Raw genomic sequence first — 23,763 nt, forward strand, 5'->3', positions numbered from 1 at the left:
CATGCCACCCGATCCAACCACTACGCAGAAGATCGTGCGGCACACCCTGCGCTGGACAACACCGATCCTCGTCCTCGCGGCTCTCGGCGGTACCACCATGGATGGCATCTTCGCCGGAGGGCGCCTCTGGTCCAACCTCCGCCCCAGCGCTGCAGTTGAGTCGCCGGACCATCGCTACCGCGCCCTCATCTACGTCAACGGGGAACACGACCACGCGGCCGGGGTCATTGTCGAGCATCAGTGGCACGGCATCTACCTCGGCCAGTTCTCGGCCATGGCCACGGACGATCCTATAGACCGGATCGTCATCCTTTGGGCCGCGCCCGATCGTCTCGCCATCCGATGCGATCAGTGCCTCCGAGAAAGTACCGAAATCGCTAAGAGCAACTGGGGCAATCTTCACTTCAGCTACGACCTTGGCAAGGCTGCGCGCTAAATCTGTCAAGCCCACTTTTAGCCTAAGTGCGGTGGGGTGAACAGCTTACGGCTGGCATGGTATTTCCTCAAACCTAGTAAACTGAAAGAGCACACAAGAACAGAGCAACGGGCCAGCCCATCAAGGGCTGGCCCGTTGCCATTTCAGGAGAAAGAACCTCATGGGCCAGACCGTAGGATTCCCCAGTTGCCGCCACATCCTCACCAACGGCGAGAAGTGCGAGTCGCCCGCCTGGAGCGGACGCCACTTCTGCTACTACCACACCCTCTACCGCCGCCGGAACAAGCCCAATAAGAAGACCACCCCGGCCCTCAACGTCGCCATCGTCGACAACGAAGACAAGTGGCACCGCGTCGAAGCCATCGAACCCTTCGCCAAGCGCTACACCCTCGGCCCGCTCGAGGACGCCGCCTCCATCCAGGTCGCCATCTCCACCGTCCTCAACGCCCTCGCCGACCAGCGCATCGACCACGGCCGAGCCTCCACCCTCCTCTACGGCCTCCAGCTCGCCAGCAACAACCTCCGAGCGCTCCAGACCGCCACGGACAGCACCCCAAAACCGCCCGTAACTCCCTGTCCCGCAGTAACTTACGCGCAAGTTCCTGCCAGTCAAGAACTTACAGCCCCAATCCAACCCTAACCCCAAGCAGGACAAGAACTTACAAAATCACCCACCCCAGGGGACACACCCCACCCAACCGATCGCCAAAAACTTTACCGCTCCCCACTTTTCGACGATGATGAAGCAGTCCAAGGAGCATCCAACCAAGGCATGCCGGAACCCAACCAACGAATGAACACCGGCGTCCCCGGTCTGGACGACATCCTCCAAGGCGGCCTGCCCGGCGGCGAAATGTACCTGCTCGAAGGCGACCCAGGCACTGGCAAGACCACAATCGCCATGCAGTTCCTGCTGGAAGGCATCCGCCGCAACGAACCCGTTCTCTATCTCAGCTTGTCCGAACCCGAACAGGAACTGCGCAGATCCGCTGACTCACACGGCTGGGACTTCTCCGTCGTTCCTGTCGTCGAGTTCATCCCGGACGAAGCTTCCCTCGGTTCCGATGAGCAATACACCGTCTTCCATCCGACCGACGTAGAGCTGTCCAGCACCATCGACCGCATGTCCGCCGAGGTCGAGAAGGCGAAGCCAACCCGCCTCGTCATCGACTCACTCTCTGAACTCCGCCTGCTTGCCGTCGACAACATCCGCTATCGCCGCCAGTTGCTCGCCCTCAAGCGCTTCTTCGCGGGCCGCAGAACAACCGTGCTCATGCTTGACGATCGCACCTCCGATGGCCACGATCGCCAGCTCCAGAGCATCGCTCACGGCGTGATTCGCTTGGAAAAGCTGGCGCGCACCTTTGGCGTCACGCGCCGGCAGATCGAAATCCTCAAGCTTCGCGGATCCACCTTCCGCGAAGGCTTCCACGACTACAACATCCACTACGAAGGCGTGATCGTCTACCCGCGCCTGGTCGCCGCAGAGCACAGCACGACCTTCGAGCACACCGTCGTTCAGAGCGGTCTGCCGCAACTGGACAAGCTGTTCGGCGGCGGCATCCCCCGTGGCTCCAGCACGCTGATCATCGGACCCACAGGAAGTGGCAAAAGCTCCATCGCCATGCAGTACGCCTATACGGCAGCGAGCCAAGGCGAGCGCGCCATCATCTATGCGTTCGACGAAGTTCTGCGCACCGCGCAGGAGCGTGCCGAAGGTCTGGGCCTCGACGTCCGCCCCCTGATCGACGCCGGCACCCTTGCCATGTCACAGGTCGACCCCGCGGAGCTTTCGCCCGGCGAGTTCATCTGGCAGATCCGTCGCGATGTAGAAGACCGGCATACCAAGCTTGTCGTGATCGATAGTCTCAACGGCTTCCTCAATTCCATGCCGGGTGAAACGGACCTGCTTCTGCATCTGCATGAACTGCTCGCCTTTCTGAATCAGAAAGGCGTGGTCAGCCTGCTCATCATGACGCAGCACGGACTTGTCGGAACGATGCAGGCACAGGTGGACGTCAGCTATCTGTCCGACACCGTTCTGCTTCTCCGCTACTTCGAAGCCTCCGGCCGCATTCGCCAAAGCCTTGCCGTGCTCAAGAAGCGCGTCGGGAACCACGAGCGCACGTTGCGAGAGCTAACGTTTCAGGACAACCGCATCCAGGTGGGCGAGGCGCTGGAAGATTTTCAGGGCGTGCTGACGGGTGTTCCTACCTATCTCGGCAACAGACCGCCGGACTCTGCGGTGGGCAGCAGCCAGCGAGAAACCTTCCTTGGCAATTGAGCACACACTTCTGGTGCTCGCCCCGGTCGGCCGTGATGCATCCTTGCTCGAAACCGCGTTTACTCAGGCGGGCATGGCGGCGGAGGTCGTTCCAAACCTCTCGGTTGCATCGAAAGCGGTCAGCAGCGGAGAAGTGGGCGCGCTTGTGATCGCTGCGGAAACGCTGGGCGACGGTGGCATCTCCCAATTGCGACAAGCCATCCAGGCGCAGCCGCACTGGTCCGACGTTCCGCTTCTTCTTCTGCTGCCGGGACACGCCAAGGCTACGGCCAGCGCGCACCTGGAGGCTCTTCTGCAACACCTGCCGTCTGCCACACTGGTCGAGCGACCCATTCGCCCTGCCACACTGCTCAGTCTGGCTCGAGCGGCGCTCAAAAGCCGCATGCGCCAGTATGAAGTGCGCAGTGCCATCGAGCAGCGCGACAAAGCCGCGGCAAAGCTCGTCGAAAGTGAGAAACTCGCCGCCGTCGGCCGCCTTGCCGCCTCCATCTCGCACGAGATCAACAATCCGCTCGAGTCCCTCACCAACCTGCTGTATCTTGCCCAGCAGGATGCGAATCTCTCGCTCGAAACGCGCGGCTACCTTGAAGCTGCGGACAAAGAGCTGGCCCGTGCCGCCCACATCACCCAGCAAAGCCTGCGTTTTCATCGCCAAAGCACACGGCCTCAACGCCTGGGTGCTGCCGATCTACTGGCACCCGTGCTCGCCATCTACGCGGGCCGGTTGTCCAACAACCACGTACGCCTGATCACCGACTTCCGCGACAACACACAGGTGGTTTGCCGCGAAGGAGAGATTCGCCAGGTGCTCAGCAACCTGGTAAGCAATGCCATCGATGCGATGCGCCTCGGGGGTGTCCTGCAGATCTACTCCCACCGCGCCGTCCACCCCACCTCAGGCGAACCCGGCTTGGCCATCCTGCTGTCCGATACGGGCCATGGCATGCCAGACCATGTTGCCCAGCGGATCTTTGAGGCTTTCTACACGACGAAGGGCATCAACGGAACGGGCCTCGGCCTCTGGATCTCCGCAGACATCGCACGCAAGCACGGTGGGTCCTTGCAGGTGCGCAGCCGTCAAGCGGGAAATCGTGCCGGGACCCTCTTTCGGCTGTTCCTGCCGTGTGAGCTTTCCACTTCGGTTTGATCGGCTCGTTCGTTCAGGAGCGGCTGCCACAGCATACGCCGTTCGCTCGACACAACCGTGTCAAGCTCGCTCACTGGAACTTGCGCGACCCGAACCGTTGAATCGAGCGAAATAGACTTACCGAGAAAGCAAAGTGGCGCCTACCGGAACAGGTTGTCCCGCATCGACCGCAACACCCAGTAGCACTCGCACGCTGCACTCTCCAGCAGATCGCGCCGCTCGACCCGAATCATCCCTCGGTGGTACTCGATCATGCCCATCCGTTGCAGGTAGCCGGCACTCACCGAAATCGACGGCCGCCGAATCCCAAGCAGCTCGCTTAGATACTCGTGCGTCAGCGGCAGCTCCGCTTCCTCTGTCCGGTCGTTCACCATCAGCAGCCACCGAGCCAGCCGCGCATTCACGCCGTGCAGACCGTTGCATGCTGCAATCTGCGCCGCAGCCAGGCTTTCCATCTGCGCAACCTTCAGCACCAGATCGCGAATGGCAGAGTTGCGGCAGAACTCCCGCTCGAACCGCGAAAAGTCCATGCGGTACGCGCTTCCGGTCACCTGCACGACAGAACTCTTCTGCCCGCGCAGCGGGCCAAGCAAGTGAGTCGCTTCGGCGAAGCCTTCGCAGCCAAACATGCCGACTTCGATGGAAACGCCGGAAGCCATGGTGTTCACGACGGACGCAACGCCCGACGTAAGAAATCGAACACAGTCCGGCCGGGAATCAGCCCGGTACAGCACCGTCCGGTTCGGAAGCGACACGTGCTCGCAATGTTTTGCAAGATCAATGCCTGTTGCGTTGTGAACCGCCTCAACGAAGCGATTGCGGAATCGATCTGCCAAATACCAACCCTCTTCCAAACGGCATCGGAACGACCCTGTGTCGCACGAAACACGCGGCTATCTCGATGAGCGTAAGAAGAGGCTTTGCAACTTGTCTGTTCGCTGCCGGACACGGCGCAGGAAAAACATCACTGGATCCGGTTGCTGCGGCGCCCGAAACCCCGCGTTATGAACTAGTAAGGGTCCCCGCCCCTCGTGAATGCGTGTCGAGTCAGCGGGTCTGGTCAACTACTATTGCGCGGGGTGTGTCACCTGTACCGCCGCCTTCCGGCGACTTTTCTGTCGCTATTTGACGTACTTCGCATACACTGCGAATCACCGATGGACCAGCCTGGGGAGATCACACAACTGCTGCGTGAGTGGGGCGGTGGCAAGCCTGTCGACTCTGACCACCTGTTTCAACTGGTGTACCCGCAACTGCGGGCCCTGGCTGCTTCGCTGATGCAGCGCGAACGCCGCGGGCACTTGCTGCAGCCAACCGGCGTGGTCAACGAGCTGTTTCTGAAGCTGGTGCAACAGCGCAAGCTGGAATTCAACAACCGCGAGCATTTCTATAGCTTCGCGGCGCGGCTCATGCGCCGCATCCTGGTGGACTTCGCCCGCGGCCAGGGTCGTGCCAAGCGCGACGGCGGGCAGGCGATTCCGCTGACCGATGAAATCCTCTGGGCTGACGCGGCGCCTGAGAACATCCTGGACCTCGACAACGCGCTGTCCGACCTGGACGCGGTGGACCCGCGCAAGTGCCGCATGGTGGAATTGCGGTTCATCCTGGGGTTTACGGCCGAAGAGACCGCCGACCTGATGGGCCTTTCCAAGGCCAGCGTGGACCGCGATCTGCGCTTCGCAAGGTCCTGGTTGCAAACCCGCTTAGCTCCCTCTGTCATTCGGGCCTGACACAACACCTCTATGTTTCGCGCCAACAGCAGTGAGGTCCTGAAACAGGAGCGCATGCCGGACGAGACAGAACTCCCAAGCTCGCTTTCGAGCACTTCACCACGAGAGTGGGAGGCCGCGCATTGGGCCGATTTGCAGAAGCTGTACCACATGGCTGCGGCGGCCGAGCCTGGTGAACGCACCCGCATCCTGCGTGCCGCTACCCAGGATGCGGAGCTGGTAACGCGGGTGCTGGAACTGTTAGAAGCCGATGCGGAAAGTGAGGTGGACCCGGCGTCCACTGCGCCTTCCGGTCCAGCATCCCCGGGCCGAGTCGGACCTTACAAACTGCTGCGGCTTATTGGGAGCGGTGGCCTGGGAGCGGTGTACCTGGCGCAGCGCGTGCTGGGCGGAGCGGTGCAGCGCTGTGCTGTGAAGGTGCTGAGCCTGCACGCTGCCGGGCTCGCCATGGAAGCGCGGTTTCTGCGCGAACAGCAGATTATCGCCACGCTCGACCACCCGCACATCACGCGCATGCTCGACGCAGGCTTTTCCGACGAAGGCCAGCCGTTCCTCGCGATGGAGTTTGTTGACGGTGACACGTTGACCGGCACGTGCGACACGCAACGCATGCCCATTCGAGATCGCATCCAGCTCTTCTTGCAGGTATGCGATGCCGTCTCCTATGCCCACCGCATGCTCGTGGTGCACCTTGACCTAAAGCCCAGCAACATCCTCGTCTCGCGTAGCGGCGAAGCGAAGTTGCTGGACTTTGGCACGAGCAAGCTGGTTGACCCGGACTCCGCGCTCACCACCACCGTGCTTGCTACCCCGGCGTACGCCAGCCCGGAGCAGATGCGCGGCCAGCCGGTCAGCACCGCGTGTGACGTGTATGGCCTCGGTGCCGTGCTCTATGAGTTGTTGTCCGGAGAACGTCCTTGGGGCGCGGCGTCCGGAGTTCTGGTCATGGAGCATGCACTGCGCGAGCAGGAGCCGCCAGCCATCACTGAAACGGTGAGTGAGGACGCGGCGAGCTTGCGGGCCGAAGGCTCGGCGGCAGCACTGCGGCAACGTTTGCGCGGCGATCTGGCAAGTATCGTGGCCAGATGCCTGCGCAGCCGCCCCGGTGACCGGTACGTCTCAGTAGACCGGCTCGCGGACGACTTGCGGCGGTACCTGCAAGGGCGACCGGTTGCGGCCAGGAAACGGACGCTTCGCTACCGTTCCGGAAAGTTTCTGCGCCGCAACTGGAAGCCGGTCGTTTCCGTCGCAGCCGTGCTGCTGGCGTTGGTTACAGCGGCTACGTTTGGGTATGTTCGCCAGCAGCAGGCTCTGCGACAGGGCGAGCGCGCGGAACGCATGCAGAACTTCCTCTACAGCGTCTTGCGCCTGGCGAACACGAACTATACGGGCCGCCCCGCAACTACGATTTCTGAGTTTCTCCAGCTTGGGGTGACGGCTCTGCCGGAGTTCATCCACGATGCCGCCGATCAACGGTCGGCCCGGCTCAGCCTCGGTGAGTCCATGTTCGACAACTCGGATTTCGATCACGCGCTGCCGGTGCTGATAGCCGTTCGAAGCGAAGCAACACAGGCCGGCGACATACCAATGGCTGCAGAAGCCACCGGTTTCGCGGGCATGGTGCAGTCGGAGCTGGGCCACTATGACGAGGCAGCGCGGCTGCTGGACGAAGCCATGCATCTGCAGGATCGCAAGGGCGTAACTGCGGCGCAACGGCTATGGATTGTCAACTTCTATGTCTCCAATCGCTACAACAGCGGCGTACGGCTGGCGTCTGACGCCGCGCTGCTGCAACGAACTCTAGACGAAAGCCGTAAGTCTGCGATCCCGGACCGGGAGCTTTCCTGGGCTCTCGGCAACCTGGCGACCTTGTACTCGCGAACAAACGAGTTGGACCGCGCCAGGCGTGCCATTGAGGAGTCGCTTGCCATCCAACGCCGCCAGCCGTACACCTCGTGCGATCAGTCATTTGGTTTGGATCTGCTGGGTGATCTGGACATGAACCAGGGGAAGGACGAGTCCGCCCTGCGCAACTACCAGGCTGGCTACTCGAGCATCGTGGCCTGCAAAGGGCCGAGCGACCTCGGCAGCCTGGAATTACAGGTTCCGCTGGCGCGCCTCCTGGTCAAAGAGCACCGTGCTGGCGAAGCGATTCAGTTGCTGGAACCGGCGATCCCGGTCTGGCGTAAGTCACTGCCCGGCAACCCTGAAGTTGGCTACACTTTGACCACTCTGGCGCAGGCTCGCATGCAGCAGGGCGATGCGGGGCAGGCGGTCTCGCTGGCGCGCGAGGCACTCGCCGCGCAGTCGGGGAAGATGAAACACAATAGTGCCGCCATGGCACTCACCTACAGCGTGCTGGCGAAAGGTCTGGCCGGGCAAGGTAAGTCGCGCGAAGCTCTGGAGGCCTCGCGCGAGGCGGATACGATTTTCGCGAGCCTCTCGTCGCTGTCCATCATGAGCCGGCAGATCCAGACGGACAATCACGCCTTGCTCGCTCGGCTGTCCGCCCAAACGCCGCATGCGTAGATTTTGCGGTTAGGGGATGACACAACCCGCCGCGATCTGACGCCGTAGGGGACAGAGGTTTCCTCCGATGTCTATTCGATCCACCTTGCGTGGCTTCGCCACCGCATTGCTGCCGCTGTTGGCTGGTAGCTGCGCGCTTGCGCAGATTCGACCGGTCTCTGTCACGCCTTCTTCCAACCCAACGCAGCAGCGCAACGCGGTCAGCGCGTTCGGGCACCTGCCGCTCGGCTTTCAACCCAACCGCGGCCAGTCCGACCCTGCGGTTCAGTTCGTCGCGCGCACGCCCGAGTCCACGGTTTACCTGACCGGTGCCGATGCTGTGCTCGAAACCGCAACCTTCGGCAAGGACGCCCACGGCCAGGCACGGTTGAAAACCGACATGGCTGTGCGCATGCACCTGGTGGGCGGAAATGCGACTCCGTCAGCGAGTACCGGCGATGTGCTGCCCGGCACGGTCAACTACCTGCGCGGCAATGACCACAGCCAATGGCACACCGGCCTGCCGCAGTACAACAGTGTCAGCCTGGCTGAGGTATACCCGGGCGTCGACCTGAAGTACTACGGCCACGGATCGACACTCGAATACGACTTCGTGGTGGCAGCAAATGCAGATCCCACGCAGATTCAACTGCAGTTCCAAGGCACCAAGGCGCATGCAAACCAGGACGGTGGACTTGTGCTGCCCACCGCAAACGGAAGCGAGCTTCGCTTCGACAAGCCAGTCGCCTATCAGCAGATAGACGGTAAGCGCGTGCCCGTTGCCGCGGAGTTCCAGATTGCCGACGGACGTGTCGGCTTCAAGCTCGGCAGCTATGATCACAGCCGCGATCTGGTCATCGATCCCACGCTTGTCTACACCGGAACTCTCGGTACCGGCGTGCAACAGACCAACTTGAGCCAGATCGCTGTGGCCAGCTCGGGCGAGCTTTACATGCTCGGCACCACCAACGACTCCACGTTTCCTGTCACGGCCAACGCCTACCAGGGCACCTGCGGGCCGGCCGCGCCGAACTATGGTCAGTACTGCAGCGGCAGCGGGCAGACGGCGGCATTCGTCGCCAAGTTGAGCGCGGATGGCACCAGTCTGGTCTACGCCACCTACCTCTCCGGCACACAGTCCTACGAGTACGGCGACGCCCTCACGGTGGACTCCGCCGGCGTGGCCTACCTGTTCGGCCGCACCGGGTCAGATACATTCCCGGTGACGCCGGACGCGTTTCAAGCTCATTGCATTGCAGGTGTCCCAAACTTTCCCGGCGGGGTCCAGGCCCAGTGCGACGGCTACTACGCCCGTGGCGGCGGTGCCGGCTACCAGTCGCTGAATACGCCCGCTTACTTCGCCAAGCTCAGCGCCGATGGCAGCCGGCTGCTTTACTCCAGCTATCTTGGCGGCACCACCCCCGTGTATCCGAACTCGATTCAGCTGGATGCAACGGGCAACATTTACCTGTCCGGTCAGGTCAACGTCTTCAGCACCGCCGACCTCACCCCAGGACAACTGCCGACCAGCAACTCCCAGTTTCCCGGCATTACATCCAGCGGATACTTGACCGTAGCCAGCGCGGCAAATGGCCACGGCAACGATCAGGGTATCGGCATCGCGGCGTTCCTCAGTAAATTCTCCAACGACGGTCACACGCTGCTGTACGGCACCTTTTTCGGTGACAACACCACCGGTGCAGACACCTACCCAACGACCATGACGGTCGGCGCCAACGGGGTGGCCTTCCTCGGCGGCTACACCGACGCGACGAATCTGCCAGTCACCGCCGGAGCGATCAAGGCTGCCTGCACCTCGCCCGGCACAAACTATGGCGGCATGTACTGCAACACGATCGACGGCTATGTTGCCGCGATCGACACCACCAAGTCCGGTTCAGCCTCACTGGTTTACTCCACGCGTCTGGGGGGCACCGCCACCTCGCAGGGCAGCAATATTCCCGACCAGCAGGTACTAGGCCTGGTGGCCGACAGCAGCAACAACGTCTACGTGACCGGCTACACGTTCGAGTCCACCTTTCCCGTCGGCACTGGCGGGTTCCAGGCGACCTGCCCCAACAACACTGGAAACATCGATCCCACTGCATCCGGCTACATCGATCGCTGTGATTCGACGTTTGTTGTCAAGCTCAACACCAAAGGAACCCAGATCCTCGCAGGCACATTCCTAGGCGGTCCGCACCTGCGATCGGCAGAGTCCAAGGGCTACCAGGTTCGACTGGACAGCAAGGGCCAGGTTTACGTCTACGGCTACTCCTCGGACGGCGGCGGCGACTTCCCACAGGTCAATCCGCTGCAGGCGTATCACAGCGGCAACAATCTCGCGATCAGCACCTTCACCGCAGACCTGAGCAAGCTGCTCTTCTCTACTCGTTTCACGAATCCGAGTTACCAGGACCACAGCGTCTCGGTCGCGGGCGGCCTCGCTCTCGACGGCGCGGACAACATCTACTTCACCGGCGCTACGACGGACACGATGTTTGCCGCAACAACAGGCACCTATCAGACCGCGGCAACCACCGGAGCAGGGAATCACCCCTTCTTCGTGAAGCTGAGCAAGGTGCTGCAGCCCACCCAAGTGACTGCAAGCGCCACCCCGAACCCGGCAAGCCAAGGTGCGAATGTTACTTATAAGGCGGTGGTCGCCGGACTTTATCAGACCACGCCGGCGCTGACGGGTACCGTGACCTTCCAGTTCACTAACACCACACCCGCGACCAAGATCGGCACCGGAACTGTGGACAGCACGGGCACCGCAACCTTCACGGGCACGGCACCCGCGGCCGGCACCTACACGCTCACCGCAAGCTACGGTGGCGACACCAACTACGACGTCAGCACCTCGTCCGCTGTTACGTTCACCGCAAACAGCACGGCGACCACCAGCACCACCGTGCTCAGTTCAACACCGACCGCGCCGGTAGGGAGCAGCGTTAGCTTCACAGCGGCGGTTACCTCCACGGCCAGCGGGACACCGACGGGAACGGTGACGTTCTACGATGGCAATCCAACTGCGGGCGGAACCCAGCTTGGCACGGGATCGGTAACTGGCGCTCATGCGACGTTCGCGACGAACTCACTTGCGGTCGGTACCCACACCATCTACGCGGTGTATGGAGGCGATACCAACTTCGCCGCATCCACCGGGTCGGTAACACAGGTGATCGTTCAGAAGGTGGCGACGACCACTCAACTTACCTCGTCGGCTGCAACCGCGGCCACTGGCGCGGCGGTTACGTTGACCGCGACTGTCACCGCAGCTACCACGGGCGTCCCCACGGGAACGGTCACCTTCCTGCAGGGCACCACCACGCTCGGAACGGGAACGCTGAACAGCAGCGGCGTCGCGACACTGCAGATCTCCACGCTACCCGTGGGTTCGAACAGCATCGTGGCGAGTTACGGGGGCGATAGCAACTTCCTCGCGTCGAACTCTGCCGCCTACACGCAAACCATCACCGCTGCCACGATCGCCATCTCGGTCAGCCCGACCACGCTGACGGTGACGCACGGCTCCAGCGGCACCGCCACCATCACCGCCACGCCTACGGGCGCGTACTCGGGAGCGCTCTCGTTCAGTTGCGGCACGCTTCCCAGTAACGCTTCCTGCTCTTTCCAACCCGCCACGCTCACGTTCAGCAGTTCGAGCACGGCGCAAACCACCACGCTCACCTTCAGCACGCAGGCGGCAACGCAAGCGCTGCTGCGGCGCGATTCGCTCGGTATGCGACTGACCCAGGTTGTGGCAGCTACGTTGTTCCTGCCACTTGGGCTCGCCGGCTTCGCCTTCCGCCGCCATCGCCTGGGTCTGCTGCTCATGCTGGTAGTGCTTACCACTGCGGTGGCGGGCATCTCCGGCTGTGGTGGCAGCAGTACACCCAGCACTCCAACGACGCCGGTGGGCACCTACACGGTCCCGCTGGTAGTTACGGTGAACGGAACCACCAGTACCACCCCGCTTACGGTGGTGGTGCAGTAACAAGACTGCGGCCGGGAACCCGGCGGCTTGGACGGCGGGCACACCCTCTGGGTGTGCCCGCTTTTCTTGACCCCTGCAAAGGTTGCCGCGCATAGCGACGCCGACCGGAGAGCATGCCTTGGGGGGGGTGGCTACATTTCCCGCATTGTGGCGGCTGAACGGACGCCAGAAAGGCGAAGAGCCCTCAGATCCGAGGGCTCTTCCAAACTCAGTTAGGCGCAAGAAAACCGTGGCAAGCAACAACGTACGGCTAAGGTGAGGAAAGCAACTGTTCGCGAAGTCCGCTCAACACTGTGCAGGAGTTGCTGCGGTTGCGGGCGTCTTTCGGTTTTCGAACAGTTCTATGGTTTACAGGTCGCGCAGCAGGTCGGACAGCGAAACACGCATGCCCAAGGCGATGACTTCCAGCATGGGCAGGGAGATCGACTTGCGGCCGCGCTCCACGTCGCTGATGAAGCTGCGATCGATTCCGAAATCGGTTGCCATGCGCAACTGGGTCATGTTGCGTTCACGGCGCAGTTCACGGAGGCGGTTCCCGAAGCGAGTGCTCACATCCTTCGGCAACGTTCTCTCGGTTGGGGCCGGCCGCATGGCTCCGTAGCTGCCCGAAAGGGTCGCTGGAGGCATATTCGCGGGACGGCTGGTGGGAGCGTAAGACAGTCTGGGAATGGAATACGACATGAAATCTCCTGTGTTCACTCAGCGCGACGGTGTTTTGATTTGTCTAAGTAATTTCCGTCGTTCGCCGATATAGCGTTCAGGTAAAGCTTGTTCCTTCACGGGATGCCGTCTCAATGCTCCGGCTTTCCATGACTAGGAAGATGCTACCTGAAATCAATAGATGCGCGACGGCTATTGACAACAACTGCGTCAAAAAACGCCACATGGTGGCGTTGCTGCACCAAAATTGAGGCGCTGCGGCAGCTAGTGTCCGTTCCGGCCTATTTCGGCACTTGGCAGGAGAACCTGGTCCGAAGAGGCTGCGGCGTTTCCGTGCAGCATCTCCCGGTAGGAGCCAGGAACGCCGCACCCTTTGAACTATGCCGCAGTCGGCGCGAAGCTTTGTCGGAGATAAGCGGCAACATCGGATGCTGCCGACAATTGGGGACCATTCCCGACAGCTTTTCGGTAAAACGAGCTCGGACCTACAGCTCAAAAACATGAGTTGCGTTCACTGATCGCGTGAAACTCCCCTGGGAAGAACAGAGCTACAGCTGCATCCATAACGGACGCAGTTCCGGACCGAACCGGAGCGATCTCCGCACCAGAGGACATGCGATCGAAGGTCGCCTACTGAGGGTCAGGAGGTGCGCTCTGCCGATCCCTGCGATCGTCGCCGCCCCCGCCAAAGAGCTTTTGAAAGAAGTTGCGATGCTTGCGATCCTGCGGCTCGCCGGGAGTGCCATCCGGGAGCGAGTTGGGCGGGTTGGGAGACGGCGCCCCGTCCGGCGCCCGGGTGCCGCCGCCCGCGCCGTCGAAGCTCCCCAGCAAGTCTCCGAGATTGTTTGTATTTCCGCCCATGCGGCTGCAAGTGCTTTGCGGCTGCGTTCCCTCTAAAAAGGCGGCGACGTAGTCGTTGGGGCAGGTTTCGTCTGCTAGCAGGTTGGTGACCTTGTCCAGCTTCACGCTGGTGATGCCGTCTGGTGCCGTGAACGACTGCATATCGCTGTACTGCGGCAGCCGGGCGGCGCGGTTCATGAACTCCGCCCAGATCGGCGCGGCGGCAACTGCACCGGTCAGCTTGATGTCTGTGTAATCGTCGTTGCCCACCCAGACTACGCAAAGCAGGTTGCTGGAGTAGGCGGCGAACCAGGCGTCGTGGCTGGTGCCGGTTTTGCCTGCGGCTGGCGCCTTGAAACCTCTCTGCCGAACGGCTACGCCGTAGCCGAAATCCATGACGCCCTGCAGTAGTGACTGCGTCAGGTAGGCCGCCTTGGGGTCCATCACCTGCGACGCTTCCGGCGTGAAGTCGGCCACAATGTCGGCCTTATCGTTGCGTACGGCCTTGAGCATCCACGGGGTGATGTGGACTCCGCCGTTGGCGAAGACGGTGTACGCGCCCGCCATGTCCAGCGGCGTGGCATCGTACGCGCCCAAGGCAACGGCTGGTGTGCCTTTGGCAGTCACCACACCGCTGGCCCTGCCCAGTGCCGCCACGTTTTCGAAGCCCACCTGCTGGCCCAGCGACACTGTCGCATTGTTCAGCGAGTGCGCCAGCGCATAGATTGCCGTCACCGTGCCGTGGAAGGCGCCCTTGAAATTACGCGGGGTATAGGTCGAGCGGCCGTTGTCGTAAGTGAAGGTGGTGGGCACATCGCTGAGCGGGGTGACGGCGGTAAACATGCCGCCGCCGGTCTGGTTGCCCTCGTCGTCCACGGTAGAGCCGATCTGCTGGCCGCGCACCGTGTCCATCTCGGCGGTGGCATACACAAACGGCTTGAAGATGGAGCCTGTAGGCCGCTTGCTGGTGGCGTGGTTCAACTGGGACTGGCCGTAGTTGCGGCCGCCCACCAGCGCCAGCACCTGGCCGGTGTGCGGGTTCAGCGCAACCAGCGCCACCTGTGGCATGGGGAAGTTCGCCTCGCCATGGTGCAGGCGCCGGACTTCCTCGTCTACCTGCCGCATGCCCACATCGACGGCTTCACTGGCCGCACGCTGCAGGTCGGGATCGAGGGAGGTGTAGATCCGCAGAGTTCCGCTCTGGGTGGTGTCGCCCAGCCGCGAGTTGAGCTGATCGTGCACCAGGTCGACGAAGTAGGGCGCTTCGTTTGCGTCAATGTTCTGTGGCACCAGGTGCAGCGGTTCGGCCTGCGCCGCTTCGGACTGCGCCTCCGTAAGCGCGCCGGTCTCGATCATCGACTTCAGCACCACGTTGCGCCGCTCCAGCATGCGCTCCGGGTGGCGGAAGGGGTTGAAGTAGTTTGGGCGCTGGATGAGCCCGGCCAGCATCGCCGCCTCTGCCACGTTCAGCCGGGTTACGTCTTTGCCGAAATACGCCTGCGCCGCCTCGCCGAAGCCGTTGATCGCAAACGATCCGCGCTGCCCCAGGTTGATCTGGTTGGCGTACATCTCAAAGATCTGCTCTTTGCTGAAGCGCGATTCAAGCTGCAACGTGATCATGATCTCGCGCAGCTTGCGGGTGATGTCCTTCTTGGGAGACAGGAAGAACCCGCGCGCCAACTGCATGGTCAGCGTCGATCCGCCACATTCCTTCTTGCCGCTGACCGCGTCTTCCACGGCGCAGCCGGCCAGCCGGTAGAAGTTAACGCCGCCATGCTCAAAGAAGCGACGGTCCTCGATCGCCGTCACGGCCTGCACCAGCACCTTGGGTATTTGCGAGTAGGTGATGAGGCGGCGCTTGGTGCGGTTTTTGTCTTCGCTCAGGCCTGTGATCAGTTGCGGCTCCAGCTCATAGCTGCGCAACTCTACACCGTTGTCGGCGGTGATCTTGGCGATGCTGGTTCCATCGTCGGTGATGGTGGCGCCGTCAGGCGAGTGAAACGACGCCGGGCCCGGCTTGATGCTGATGCTGCCCGCCAGCAACTGGTAGGTACCCATGCGCTGGTTCACGTTGTAGCCAGCCTTGCGGAGGTCCTGCGCGATCTGTTCTACGGTGAAGTGCTGACCGGGGCGGATCTCGCGCGGCGCGGCGTAGATCTGCGATGTGGACACAAACAGCGGGCCCGCCGCCAGGCGCTCGTCCACAATCTGTTCGTACTGGTGGTAGTAGTAGGCGTAGATCACGCCGCCGATCACGGCGAAGACGAGCGCAACCGCGCCCAGAAAGAGCATGGCCCGCTGCCACAACGGACGGCCCCGCCGCACGCCGCGCATCGATCCCTGGTCGTACCGGCCGCTGTTCCCGAGCCTTACCTTCACTGCCATCCGTTGGGTCCTTGTCTCCGTCGTGCCCGGCGGCGGTACGCGCGGGAGCTAAAGGTTCGACGCAGCCGCCAGCCGCTTGCGCACGGCCGGAACCACATCGTCCACTGCGACATCCAGCGTCTCGCCGCGCAGACGGTCCACCAGCTCCACTTGCCCGTCGGCCAGCTTTTTGCCGATGTTCACGCGGTAGGGCGCCCCGATGAGGTCGGCATCTTTGAACTTCACACCGGCAGAGCCGTCGCGGTCGTCCAGCAGAACGTCGACGCCCGCGGCGTGGAGAGCTGTGGCGATCTTCTCGCCGGCCTCGGCCAGCGCGGTATCGCTTTGCTTGGTGACGGTGACAACAACCGGATACGGTGCGATGGCGGCGGGCAGGGCATAGCTCCATTCGCCGCGATCGTTCTTGCCGAACCTGGCCGCGCTCTGCTCGATCGCGGCGGTCAGGATGCGCTCAATGCCGATGCCGTACGATCCCATGATCGGCGTGGTTTCCTTGCCGTTCCTGTCCAGAACGCGCGCGCCCATGGACTCCGAATATTTGTAGCCCAGCTTGAAGATGTGACCGATCTCGACCGCCTTGCCCAGCCGTAGCGGCAGGCCGGCGACGGGGTCGGGCTCGCCCGCGCTTACGTTGCGAATGTCCGCAGCGACGGTCCACTTGAAGTCGCGCCCGGGCGTCACGTTGCGGAAGTGATAGTCCTGCTTGTTGGCACCGGCGACCAGGTTCTTGCGGCCCTCCAGGGCGGAGTCGAGCACCACGGTTGCTGCGCGCTCGTTCTTGAAGATGCTGGCAACCTCCGCGCTCAACGACTTCGCTTTGCCCAGCGCTGCGGCGTCGTAAAAGCCGCGGTTGACTGCGAAGGCGTCGGCCGGCAGCACGGTAAGGCCGATGGGGCCTAGATAGCCGGCAGGGCCGTCAAAGTAGCGCTGAAGTTCGTCCGCCTGCATCGGGCGCAGATCATCGCAGCGAGCGGCACCGGCCAGTTTCGTCTCGTTCACCTGGTGATCGCCACGCAGGAACGCAATCACCGGTTTTTCCAGCGTGGTGCCGTCCGGGCCGGGTGCCTGGCCCATGTAGGCGACGCACTTGATGTCCTGTGCGGCGGAGATGCCGAAGAACTCCGCCACATCCGCGATGGCTGCTTTGCCGGGCGTGTGGACGAGTTCGGGCAGGCCATCGCCAGTGGGCTCCAGGTCCTGAATGTCGTCGAGCTTGGACGTGGCTTTCTCGATGTTGGCGGCATAGACCACGGTGCCGTTCTCGTCGCGCGCGCTCGCGATCCAGTCCTCACCGGCCTCGGTGTACACCATGAACTCCTGCGACTGCGATCCGCCCATCGCGCCCGAGTCGGCGTCCACTCCCACAAACTCCAGGCCGCAGCGCGTGAAGATGCGGCGGTACGCAGCGTCGTGCAGGTCGTAGCTCTTGTCCAGACCGGCCTGGTCGATGTCGAACGAATACGAATCCTTCATCGTGAACTGGCGCACACGCAACAGACCGCTCTTGGGCCGTGGCTCGTCGCGGAACTTGGTCTGGATCTGGTACCAGATCTGCGGCAGTTGCTTGTAGCTGCGCAGTTCGTTGCGAGCGATGCTGGTCATCACCTCTTCGTGGGTCATGCCCAGGGCCAGGTCCGCGCCCTTGCGATCTTTCAGGCGAAACATGTTGTCGCCCATGCCGGTCCATCGGCCGCTCTCTTCCCACACCTCGCGCGGGTTCAGTGCGGGCAAGTAGAACTCCTGCGCGATCTTGTCCATCTCTTCGCGGACGATGCCGACGATCTTGTTCACCGCGCGCCAGCCAAGCGGCAGATAGCTGTAAATGCCCGCGCCCAACTGTCGGATGTAGCCCGCGCGCAACAGCAGTTGATGGCTGGCGACCTCGGCATCGGCAGGAGCTTCGCGCAGGGTGGGGATGAACAGGGTGGACCAGCGTTGCATAAGTTGGGCGTTCCTCGGCGTTTGTTCTGCTCATTTTACGGGTCCGCACACGTCGAACCGCCAGCGAAGTCATCCCAGAGGCTGATCCGCCCGAGGAGACGGCATCGTAATCTGTCGATGCAGCATCTGCTCACGCAGGGCTGGTTGGAAGAGGTACAGGACAGAGATGCGGAACGCGCTGGTAGGTGGATTGATCGTGGTCGTGGTTGCGCTGCTGGTAGTGTCTGGCATTCGCAGCAACCAGAGGCGCAAAGCCGAAGAGGCCAAGCAGCCGCAGATTCAGGCGATGCAGGTGGACAAGCCGGGAGCGACCGCCTCCATCAGCGAGGCCGCATCGCAGTTCGGTTCCGCACCCGATCTTCGCGGCAAGCCCGCACCTGTATTCACCTTGACCAGCATGGACGGCAAGCGGGTGAGCCTGAACGACCTGAAGGGCAAGCCCGTGCTTCTGAACTTCTGGGCGACATGGTGCGCCCCATGCAAGGTGGAAATGCCCTGGTTCGAGGAGTTTAATAAAAAATATGCCGGGCAGGGTCTGCAGGTGGTCGGCGTCGATGAAGACGACGAGGTGAAACCCGACAAGCTGAAGAGCGAAGTGGCCGACACGGTGAAGCGCCTGAACGTGTCGTACTCGATCCTGCTGAGCGATCACAAGATCGGCGATGCATACGGCGGCTTAGACATGCTGCCGGCGACGTTCTACATCGACAAGAATGGCGTGGTTCGTGCGGAAGCGATCGGCTTGGCCAGCAAGGACGAAGCCGAAGCCAACGTCCAGAAGATCCTGCAGTAGGAGTGACGATGCAAGCTGTTTCCACACGGACCCGCATCACCTACGCTGTTTGCTTTGCACTCGTGCTGGTCGTGGCGTTTGCCGCGCTTTTCTTTGTGGCCCGGCGAGTAGGCGCGCAGGCGATCGACCTCGGTCAATCCACCAGGCCCGCCGCGAAAGGCCACGTGCAGTTCGCCGCGGAGCCGCAGACGATTGCAGCAAACAAGCCGGCGACCGTCCTGCTGCACTTCCACGTGGATCCCGGTTTCCACATCAACTCGCACACGCCGAAGAGCGAAATGCTAATCCCGACCAAGATCGCCATCGGCGAAGGCGACGGGATCAAGGTGCAGACGGTTGATTTTCCGGCAGGCCAGCCGTACAGCTTCAGCTTCGAACCGCAGACCAAGCTGGATGTTTACACCAACGAGGTGGTGCTCACTGCTCACGTCGTCGCGCAACCGGGCCAGCGTAGCCTCATCGGCGTTCTGCGTTACCAGGCCTGCGACCAGGCCGCGTGCTACCCGCCCAAGACGCTGCCAGTGGAGCAGCCATTCACCGCGCGCTAGCCGTGCGATCCGGCGCAAGGCGTGCTCGCCGCTGGCCCGCCCTCGTCGCCCTGCTTGCCTCGGGTGCAGCTTTGTTTGGTAGCTTTCTGCCGATCAGCAAGCGTTCGCTTCTCCACTCTTCCGGGCCCTTGCATCCGCTGGTTCACCTGATCGTGTTCGGGGGCATCGCCCTGCTGGCGGCTTGGGGGACCGACTCACCCAATGTGCGCGCCGGCCTGTGTGCGGCGATCGCCGCGCTGGGATGCGTGACGGAGCTGGTGGAATGGCGGCTCTATGCCAATCCGCTGGAATACACGGACATGGTGGTGGATGCAATTGGCGCAGTCGTGGGTACGAGCGTGGGAGCTGTGACTGCGCCGCTGCTGGATGCCGCACGGCATCGCAGAGGTCTGCGGGAGACGGGTCAAGACTGAAGGGCTCACGCTGACGTGAGCCCTTGTTCACCTCGCGTGATTGCTGCGTTACTTGCCGCGGCCGGCTAGAGCCAGCGCTTTCTTCTGGGCGTCGAGGAAGCGGCGCATGCGGTCGAGTGAGCGTGCCTTGCCCAGTACGATCAGCGACTCCAACAGCGGCGGCGACGCGGTCTTGCCGGTGATGATCGCGCGCAAGAGCATGAAGGCTTCCTTGACGCTCCACTGCTTGTCCGTCAGCAGCGTGCGCATGGCTGCGTCAATTGCAGTGGTCTCCCACGCAGCGGCTTCGAGCACCGTCAACAGGTCGCCAGCGAAAGCAAGCGTTTCTTCCAACGTGCGCTTCTTCGGAACGAAGACGTCGGGCGAGGGCTGCACGTCGTCCTTGAAAAAGAAGTCGGCCATGTCGCCGAACTGAGCTAGCGTCTCCATGCGCGTCTGCACCAGCGGTGCGATCTCGCGCAGGTAGCTGTCGCTGAAGATCGTCTGGCGCAGCGCATCGAAGAACGCGTCCGGGTTCATAGCGCGCAGGTACTCGCCGTTCATCCACTTCAGCTTGGTCAGGTCAAATACTGGTCCGCCGAGCGAAATGCGATGGAAGTCGTAGCGCTCCAGCATGTCCTCGAGCGAGAAGACGTCGGCCAGCTTGGTATCAAGGCCCTTGCTGACGATCTCCTGCTCGGTCGGCTGCGCCATGCCGCCGCCCATCAGGCCCAGGAAGTTCAGCAGCGCCTGCGGCAGGTACCCAGCCTGGCGGTAGTAGATGAGCGAGACGGGATTTTTGCGTTTCGAGATTTTCGACTTGTCGACGTTGCGAAGCAGCGGCATATGCCAGAAACGCGGCAGGTCCCATCCAAACGCCTGGTACAGCAGCACGTGCTTCGGCGTGGAACTGATCCACTCTTCGGCGCGGATCACGTCGGTGATGCCCATCAGGTGGTCGTCGACAACGTTCGCCAGGTGGTAAGTCGGGTAGCCGTCGGACTTCAGCAGCACCTGGTCGTCCACGTTCACGTGATCGAAGGTGATGTCGCCACGCAGTTCGTCGCGGAAGGTGGTGCTGGCGGTTCCTGCCGGCTTGTCGCCGTCGGGCACGCGCAGGCGAACCGTGTAGGGCTTGCCCTCGGCCACGGCGGCCTCGGCCTGCTGGGGCGTGTAGTTGCGCGACGGCCCGTTGTACTTGGGCGGTAGCTTGGCCGCCATTTGCTGCTTGCGTTCGGCTTCCAGTTCTTCCGGCGTTTCAAACGCGCGATAGGCGTGGCCGCTGGCGATGAGCTTGTCGCAGTACTCGCGGTAGATTTCGGTGCGCTCGCTCTGGCGGTAAGGGCCGTAGGGGCCGCCGACATCCGGGCCCTCGTCCCAGGTGAGGCCGACCCAGCGCAGCGCGTCAAAGATCATCTGCTCGCTGGTGGCGACGAAGCGGGTACGGTCGGTGTCCTCGATGCGCAGAACGAACGCGCCGCCGCGCTGCTTGGCGAAGAGGTAGTTCAGCAGCCCGATGTAGGCAGTGCCCACGTGCGGGTCGCCGGTGGGTGACGGTGCGATGCGCACGCGCACCGTGCCGGCCTGTTTTGGGTTGCGGGAGGGAAGTGCAAACTGCTCGGAAATCATTCAGGTTCAAGGGTAGCAGCGGCTCCGCGGGAGGTGAACAGCGGCCGTACCGGTCTGAAGAGTCGGAAGCTGGCGCAAACCGGACCTTGAACGTGTCAAGCCGGCCGGCAGGGATGAAAGCGGAGCGTCGCCTGACCGCCGCACCCGCGAACGCATAGAATATGCACAGCGCCTACCGCCTTGCCGCCGGGTTCGTCCAACCGGGGAAGCGCCGCTGCGCTGCAGCTTCTGAATGCAGGTACGCATGACCCGTTTTTCCTTTTTCTCGCGTGCATTGGTCCTGGCCGGTGTAGGTTCGGGGCTGGCGCTCGCGGCCGTAACCGTTTCCGCCCAGCAGGCGCCGCAAACCATGCCCACGCCGCGGTATCAGACGCCGGGCATCGCCGCTCCGGCCGGTCCGGTTCCCGCGCCCGTATTCCCGACCACCCCTGCCATCACGCCCAACGGCGAAGTGGCCGAAGAGGTGATCGCACGCGTAAACGACCAGATCATCTCCCGTTCGGACTTGATGCGTGGCGAAGACCTGCTGCAGCAGGAGATTGCGCAGGGCGGCGCGCAGGCCGGGGATGCCGCCGATCGGCAGCGCAACCTGTTGCGCGACCTGATCGACCAGCAGCTGCTGATCAGCAAGGCCAAGGAACTGAACATCAATCCAGATGCCGAACTGACGCGCCGGCTGGATGAGATCCGCAAGCAGAACAATCTGCCCACGATGGAAGCCCTGGAACAGGCGGCACGTCGCCAGGGCGTCAGCTATGAGGACTTCAAGTCCAACATTCGCAACCAGATCATGACGCAGAGCGTGGTCCGGGATGAGGTGGGCCGCAACATCCACATGACCCATGCGGATGAGGAACGGTTCTACGAGGCGCACAAGGCCGAATTCGCGATGCCCGAGCAGGTGAAGCTCTCGGAGATCCTGGTTCCGGTAAGCGCCACGGCGACCGACGCGGAGATCGAGCAGGCGAAGACCAAGGCCGATGCGATCTATAACAAGTTGAAGGGTGGAGCGGACTTCGCCGCGACCGCGAAGGCTGAATCCGGAGGCCCCACGGCAGCGCAGGGCGGCGACCTGGGCGTGTTCAAGCGCGGCCAGCTTGCCAAGGTGCTGGAGGATCGCACCTTTGCGCAGCAGACGGGCGAGTTCACGGACCCGATCCGCACCCGCCAGGGCTTTGTGATCCTGAAGACGGTGGACCACGTGCAGGCGGGAACACCTTCGCTGGACAAGATCGAATCGGACGTACAGAACGCGATGTACCAGGACCAGATCCAGCCAGCGCTGCGCGCCTACCTGACCAAGCTGCGCGAGGACAGCTATGTGGACGTGCGGCCCGGGTTTGTCGACTCCGGCGCAAGCCCGAAGCAGACCAAGCCTGTGTTCACGGCGTACACCGCTCCCGTTCCGAAGAAGAAGACGGAAAACAAGCGTCGTCTGATCGCCGCTCGCGATCGTGCCCGGCTGCAGGACGCGGGCCTGACCGCCAAGGGGAACACCGTGCAGCCGCTGGCCAACGTCCAGCTAGACAAGCACGGCAAGCCCAAGAAGGTGAAGCGCGAAAAGGTGCGTTTCGGCCAGGCTCCGCGTGAGGCTTTGCCGGACGAGATTAGTGATGCCGCCACCACGACGACGACTGGAACGCGCGAGCCGAGCGCGTCCGGCCAGGATGCGCTGGGAATGCCCGGCACCAACCCGGCCGTAGCCGCAACCGGCGTGAACGCAGGCGCCTTCGGCAGCGGCAGCGGCGCCGGTACGGCCGCAGCATCCGGCAGCGGCAACGGTGCTCCGGGCACTGCGCTCGCTCCCGTTTCGACCAACAACACGGTCAACGTGGCAAGCGAGAGCGATCCGCTGACCCCGCTTGCGCCCGCGCGCAAGAAGACGCGCTTTTCCGACCGCGAACCCGAGGTCAAGGAAAAGAAAAAGGAAGTCAAGGTCGATAAGACCATCGCCCGTGTCACCGCGAAGCCGGACCCTGCAACGACGGCTGAGAAGCAGGACGCCGCCCAGCAGCAAACTGCGCTCGGTTTAGCTGGTGACACGAGCAAGAAGAAAAAGAAGCGGCAGAAGGGCGAGGACAAGCAGCGGCTGCAGCAGACTACTCCGGAGAAGAAGCCTGATCTGGTCGATAACGGCTTGCCGGATCGGCTGCACCAGCAGAATGGACCGCAGCAGACTACGGGAACGCCATCGGCTTCGTCCGCGACGGGGAACCTGCCGGCCGAGAACAGCAAGGAAGAGGACAAGCAGCGTCGCGGGCGTCAGCCTGTGACGGACCCTGCGAAGGATGCTTCGCCGCTGCCCACCGACGCACAGCCGCCCGCCGGGACCACGCTGCCGGCCGGTACGCCCACGCAGAACGGGACGACCACTCCTGGTCCAGGCACGCTGACTCCTAACCCGACCGCGCCTCCGCAGTAGGCATCACTTACCGCAGCAAAGCATAGCCGCTCCCATGGAGCGGCTATG

At 62.7% G+C, this 23,763-nt stretch carries 16 protein-coding genes; 11 read left to right on the forward strand and 5 right to left on the reverse strand.

Going from position 1 to position 23,763, the window contains the following annotated elements; all coding sequences use genetic code 11:
• The first annotated feature begins 1 nt into the window (after position 1).
• The 4 genes from OHL12_RS16155 (at position 2) to OHL12_RS16170 (ending at position 3,867) form a co-directional block, all read left to right on the forward strand.
• Entirely contained in the window at positions 2 to 436 is a 435-nt protein-coding gene (locus tag OHL12_RS16155; RefSeq protein ID WP_263414847.1) for a hypothetical protein, read from the forward strand.
• A gap of 160 nt (positions 437 to 596) precedes the next feature.
• Positions 597 to 1,076 (forward strand): hypothetical protein, encoded by a 480-nt coding sequence (locus OHL12_RS16160; protein ID WP_263414848.1) that lies wholly within the window; start codon positions 597 to 599, stop codon positions 1,074 to 1,076.
• Positions 1,077 to 1,208: 132 nt separating this feature from the next.
• Positions 1,209 to 2,720 carry an ATPase domain-containing protein gene (locus OHL12_RS16165; RefSeq protein ID WP_263414849.1) on the forward strand — a complete coding sequence of 504 codons (1,512 nt, stop codon included), beginning with the start codon at positions 1,209 to 1,211 and terminating at the stop codon, positions 2,718 to 2,720.
• On the forward strand, positions 2,710 to 3,867 hold the full coding sequence (locus tag OHL12_RS16170; protein ID WP_263414850.1) for a sensor histidine kinase: 1,158 nt from the start codon (positions 2,710 to 2,712) through the stop codon (positions 3,865 to 3,867). Before OHL12_RS16165 ends, OHL12_RS16170 begins: the two co-directional genes overlap by 11 nt.
• Positions 3,868 to 4,007: 140 nt before the next feature.
• On the opposite strand, the gene OHL12_RS16175 is transcribed toward OHL12_RS16170, so the two are convergent.
• Complete coding sequence (locus OHL12_RS16175) at positions 4,008 to 4,703, reverse strand: Crp/Fnr family transcriptional regulator (protein ID WP_263414851.1); 696 nt, start codon at positions 4,701 to 4,703, stop codon at positions 4,008 to 4,010.
• A 321-nt stretch (positions 4,704 to 5,024) separates the two neighbouring features.
• Between OHL12_RS16175 and OHL12_RS16180 the strand changes: the two genes are divergently transcribed.
• The 3 genes from OHL12_RS16180 (at position 5,025) to OHL12_RS16190 (ending at position 12,105) form a co-directional block, all read left to right on the forward strand.
• On the forward strand, positions 5,025 to 5,597 hold the full coding sequence (locus tag OHL12_RS16180) for an ECF-type sigma factor (RefSeq protein ID WP_263414852.1): 573 nt from the start codon (positions 5,025 to 5,027) through the stop codon (positions 5,595 to 5,597).
• A 54-nt stretch (positions 5,598 to 5,651) separates the two neighbouring features.
• The gene (locus OHL12_RS16185) at positions 5,652 to 8,126 is read left to right on the forward strand and encodes a serine/threonine-protein kinase (RefSeq protein ID WP_263414853.1); all 2,475 of its coding nucleotides are present in this window, start codon (positions 5,652 to 5,654) and stop codon (positions 8,124 to 8,126) included.
• A gap of 67 nt (positions 8,127 to 8,193) precedes the next feature.
• Positions 8,194 to 12,105, forward strand: a complete 3,912-nt coding sequence (locus OHL12_RS16190) for an Ig-like domain-containing protein (protein ID WP_263414854.1) — start codon at positions 8,194 to 8,196, stop codon at positions 12,103 to 12,105.
• 348 nt (positions 12,106 to 12,453) lie between these two features.
• Here OHL12_RS16190 and OHL12_RS16195 read toward each other — a convergent pair whose 3' ends face one another.
• From OHL12_RS16195 to OHL12_RS16205, 3 genes are all read right to left on the reverse strand, one after another.
• Complete coding sequence (locus OHL12_RS16195; RefSeq protein WP_263414855.1) at positions 12,454 to 12,786, reverse strand: helix-turn-helix domain-containing protein; 333 nt, start codon at positions 12,784 to 12,786, stop codon at positions 12,454 to 12,456.
• 609 nt (positions 12,787 to 13,395) lie between these two features.
• Positions 13,396 to 15,990, reverse strand: a complete 2,595-nt coding sequence (locus OHL12_RS16200; protein ID WP_263414856.1) for a transglycosylase domain-containing protein — start codon at positions 15,988 to 15,990, stop codon at positions 13,396 to 13,398.
• A gap of 48 nt (positions 15,991 to 16,038) precedes the next feature.
• Positions 16,039 to 17,931, reverse strand: a complete 1,893-nt coding sequence (locus OHL12_RS16205) for a proline--tRNA ligase (RefSeq protein WP_263414857.1) — start codon at positions 17,929 to 17,931, stop codon at positions 16,039 to 16,041.
• Positions 17,932 to 18,097: 166 nt separating this feature from the next.
• On the opposite strand from OHL12_RS16205, the gene OHL12_RS16210 reads away from it, so the two are divergent.
• The 3 genes from OHL12_RS16210 (at position 18,098) to OHL12_RS16220 (ending at position 19,685) form a co-directional block, all read left to right on the forward strand.
• The gene (locus OHL12_RS16210; protein WP_263414858.1) at positions 18,098 to 18,724 is read left to right on the forward strand and encodes a TlpA family protein disulfide reductase; all 627 of its coding nucleotides are present in this window, start codon (positions 18,098 to 18,100) and stop codon (positions 18,722 to 18,724) included.
• Positions 18,725 to 18,732: 8 nt separating this feature from the next.
• Entirely contained in the window at positions 18,733 to 19,272 is a 540-nt protein-coding gene (locus OHL12_RS16215; protein ID WP_263414859.1) for a protein-disulfide reductase DsbD N-terminal domain-containing protein, read from the forward strand.
• 128 nt (positions 19,273 to 19,400) lie between these two features.
• Positions 19,401 to 19,685 carry a hypothetical protein gene (locus OHL12_RS16220; protein WP_263414860.1) on the forward strand — a complete coding sequence of 95 codons (285 nt, stop codon included), beginning with the start codon at positions 19,401 to 19,403 and terminating at the stop codon, positions 19,683 to 19,685.
• A gap of 48 nt (positions 19,686 to 19,733) precedes the next feature.
• On the opposite strand, the gene gltX is transcribed toward OHL12_RS16220, so the two are convergent.
• Positions 19,734 to 21,293 (reverse strand): glutamate--tRNA ligase, encoded by a 1,560-nt coding sequence (gene gltX, locus OHL12_RS16225; protein ID WP_263414861.1) that lies wholly within the window; start codon positions 21,291 to 21,293, stop codon positions 19,734 to 19,736.
• Between the two features lie 244 nt (positions 21,294 to 21,537).
• Here gltX and OHL12_RS16230 point away from each other — a divergent pair, with 244 nt between their 5' ends.
• Positions 21,538 to 23,715: a peptidylprolyl isomerase gene (locus tag OHL12_RS16230; RefSeq protein WP_263414862.1), complete on the forward strand. Its 2,178-nt coding sequence runs from the start codon at positions 21,538 to 21,540 to the stop codon at positions 23,713 to 23,715.
• Positions 23,716 to 23,763: the final 48 nt, after the last annotated feature.

Origin of the sequence: Terriglobus aquaticus (genome assembly GCF_025685415.1) — a bacterium.
In the GTDB taxonomy this organism is placed as follows: domain Bacteria; phylum Acidobacteriota; class Terriglobia; order Terriglobales; family Acidobacteriaceae; genus Terriglobus; species Terriglobus aquaticus.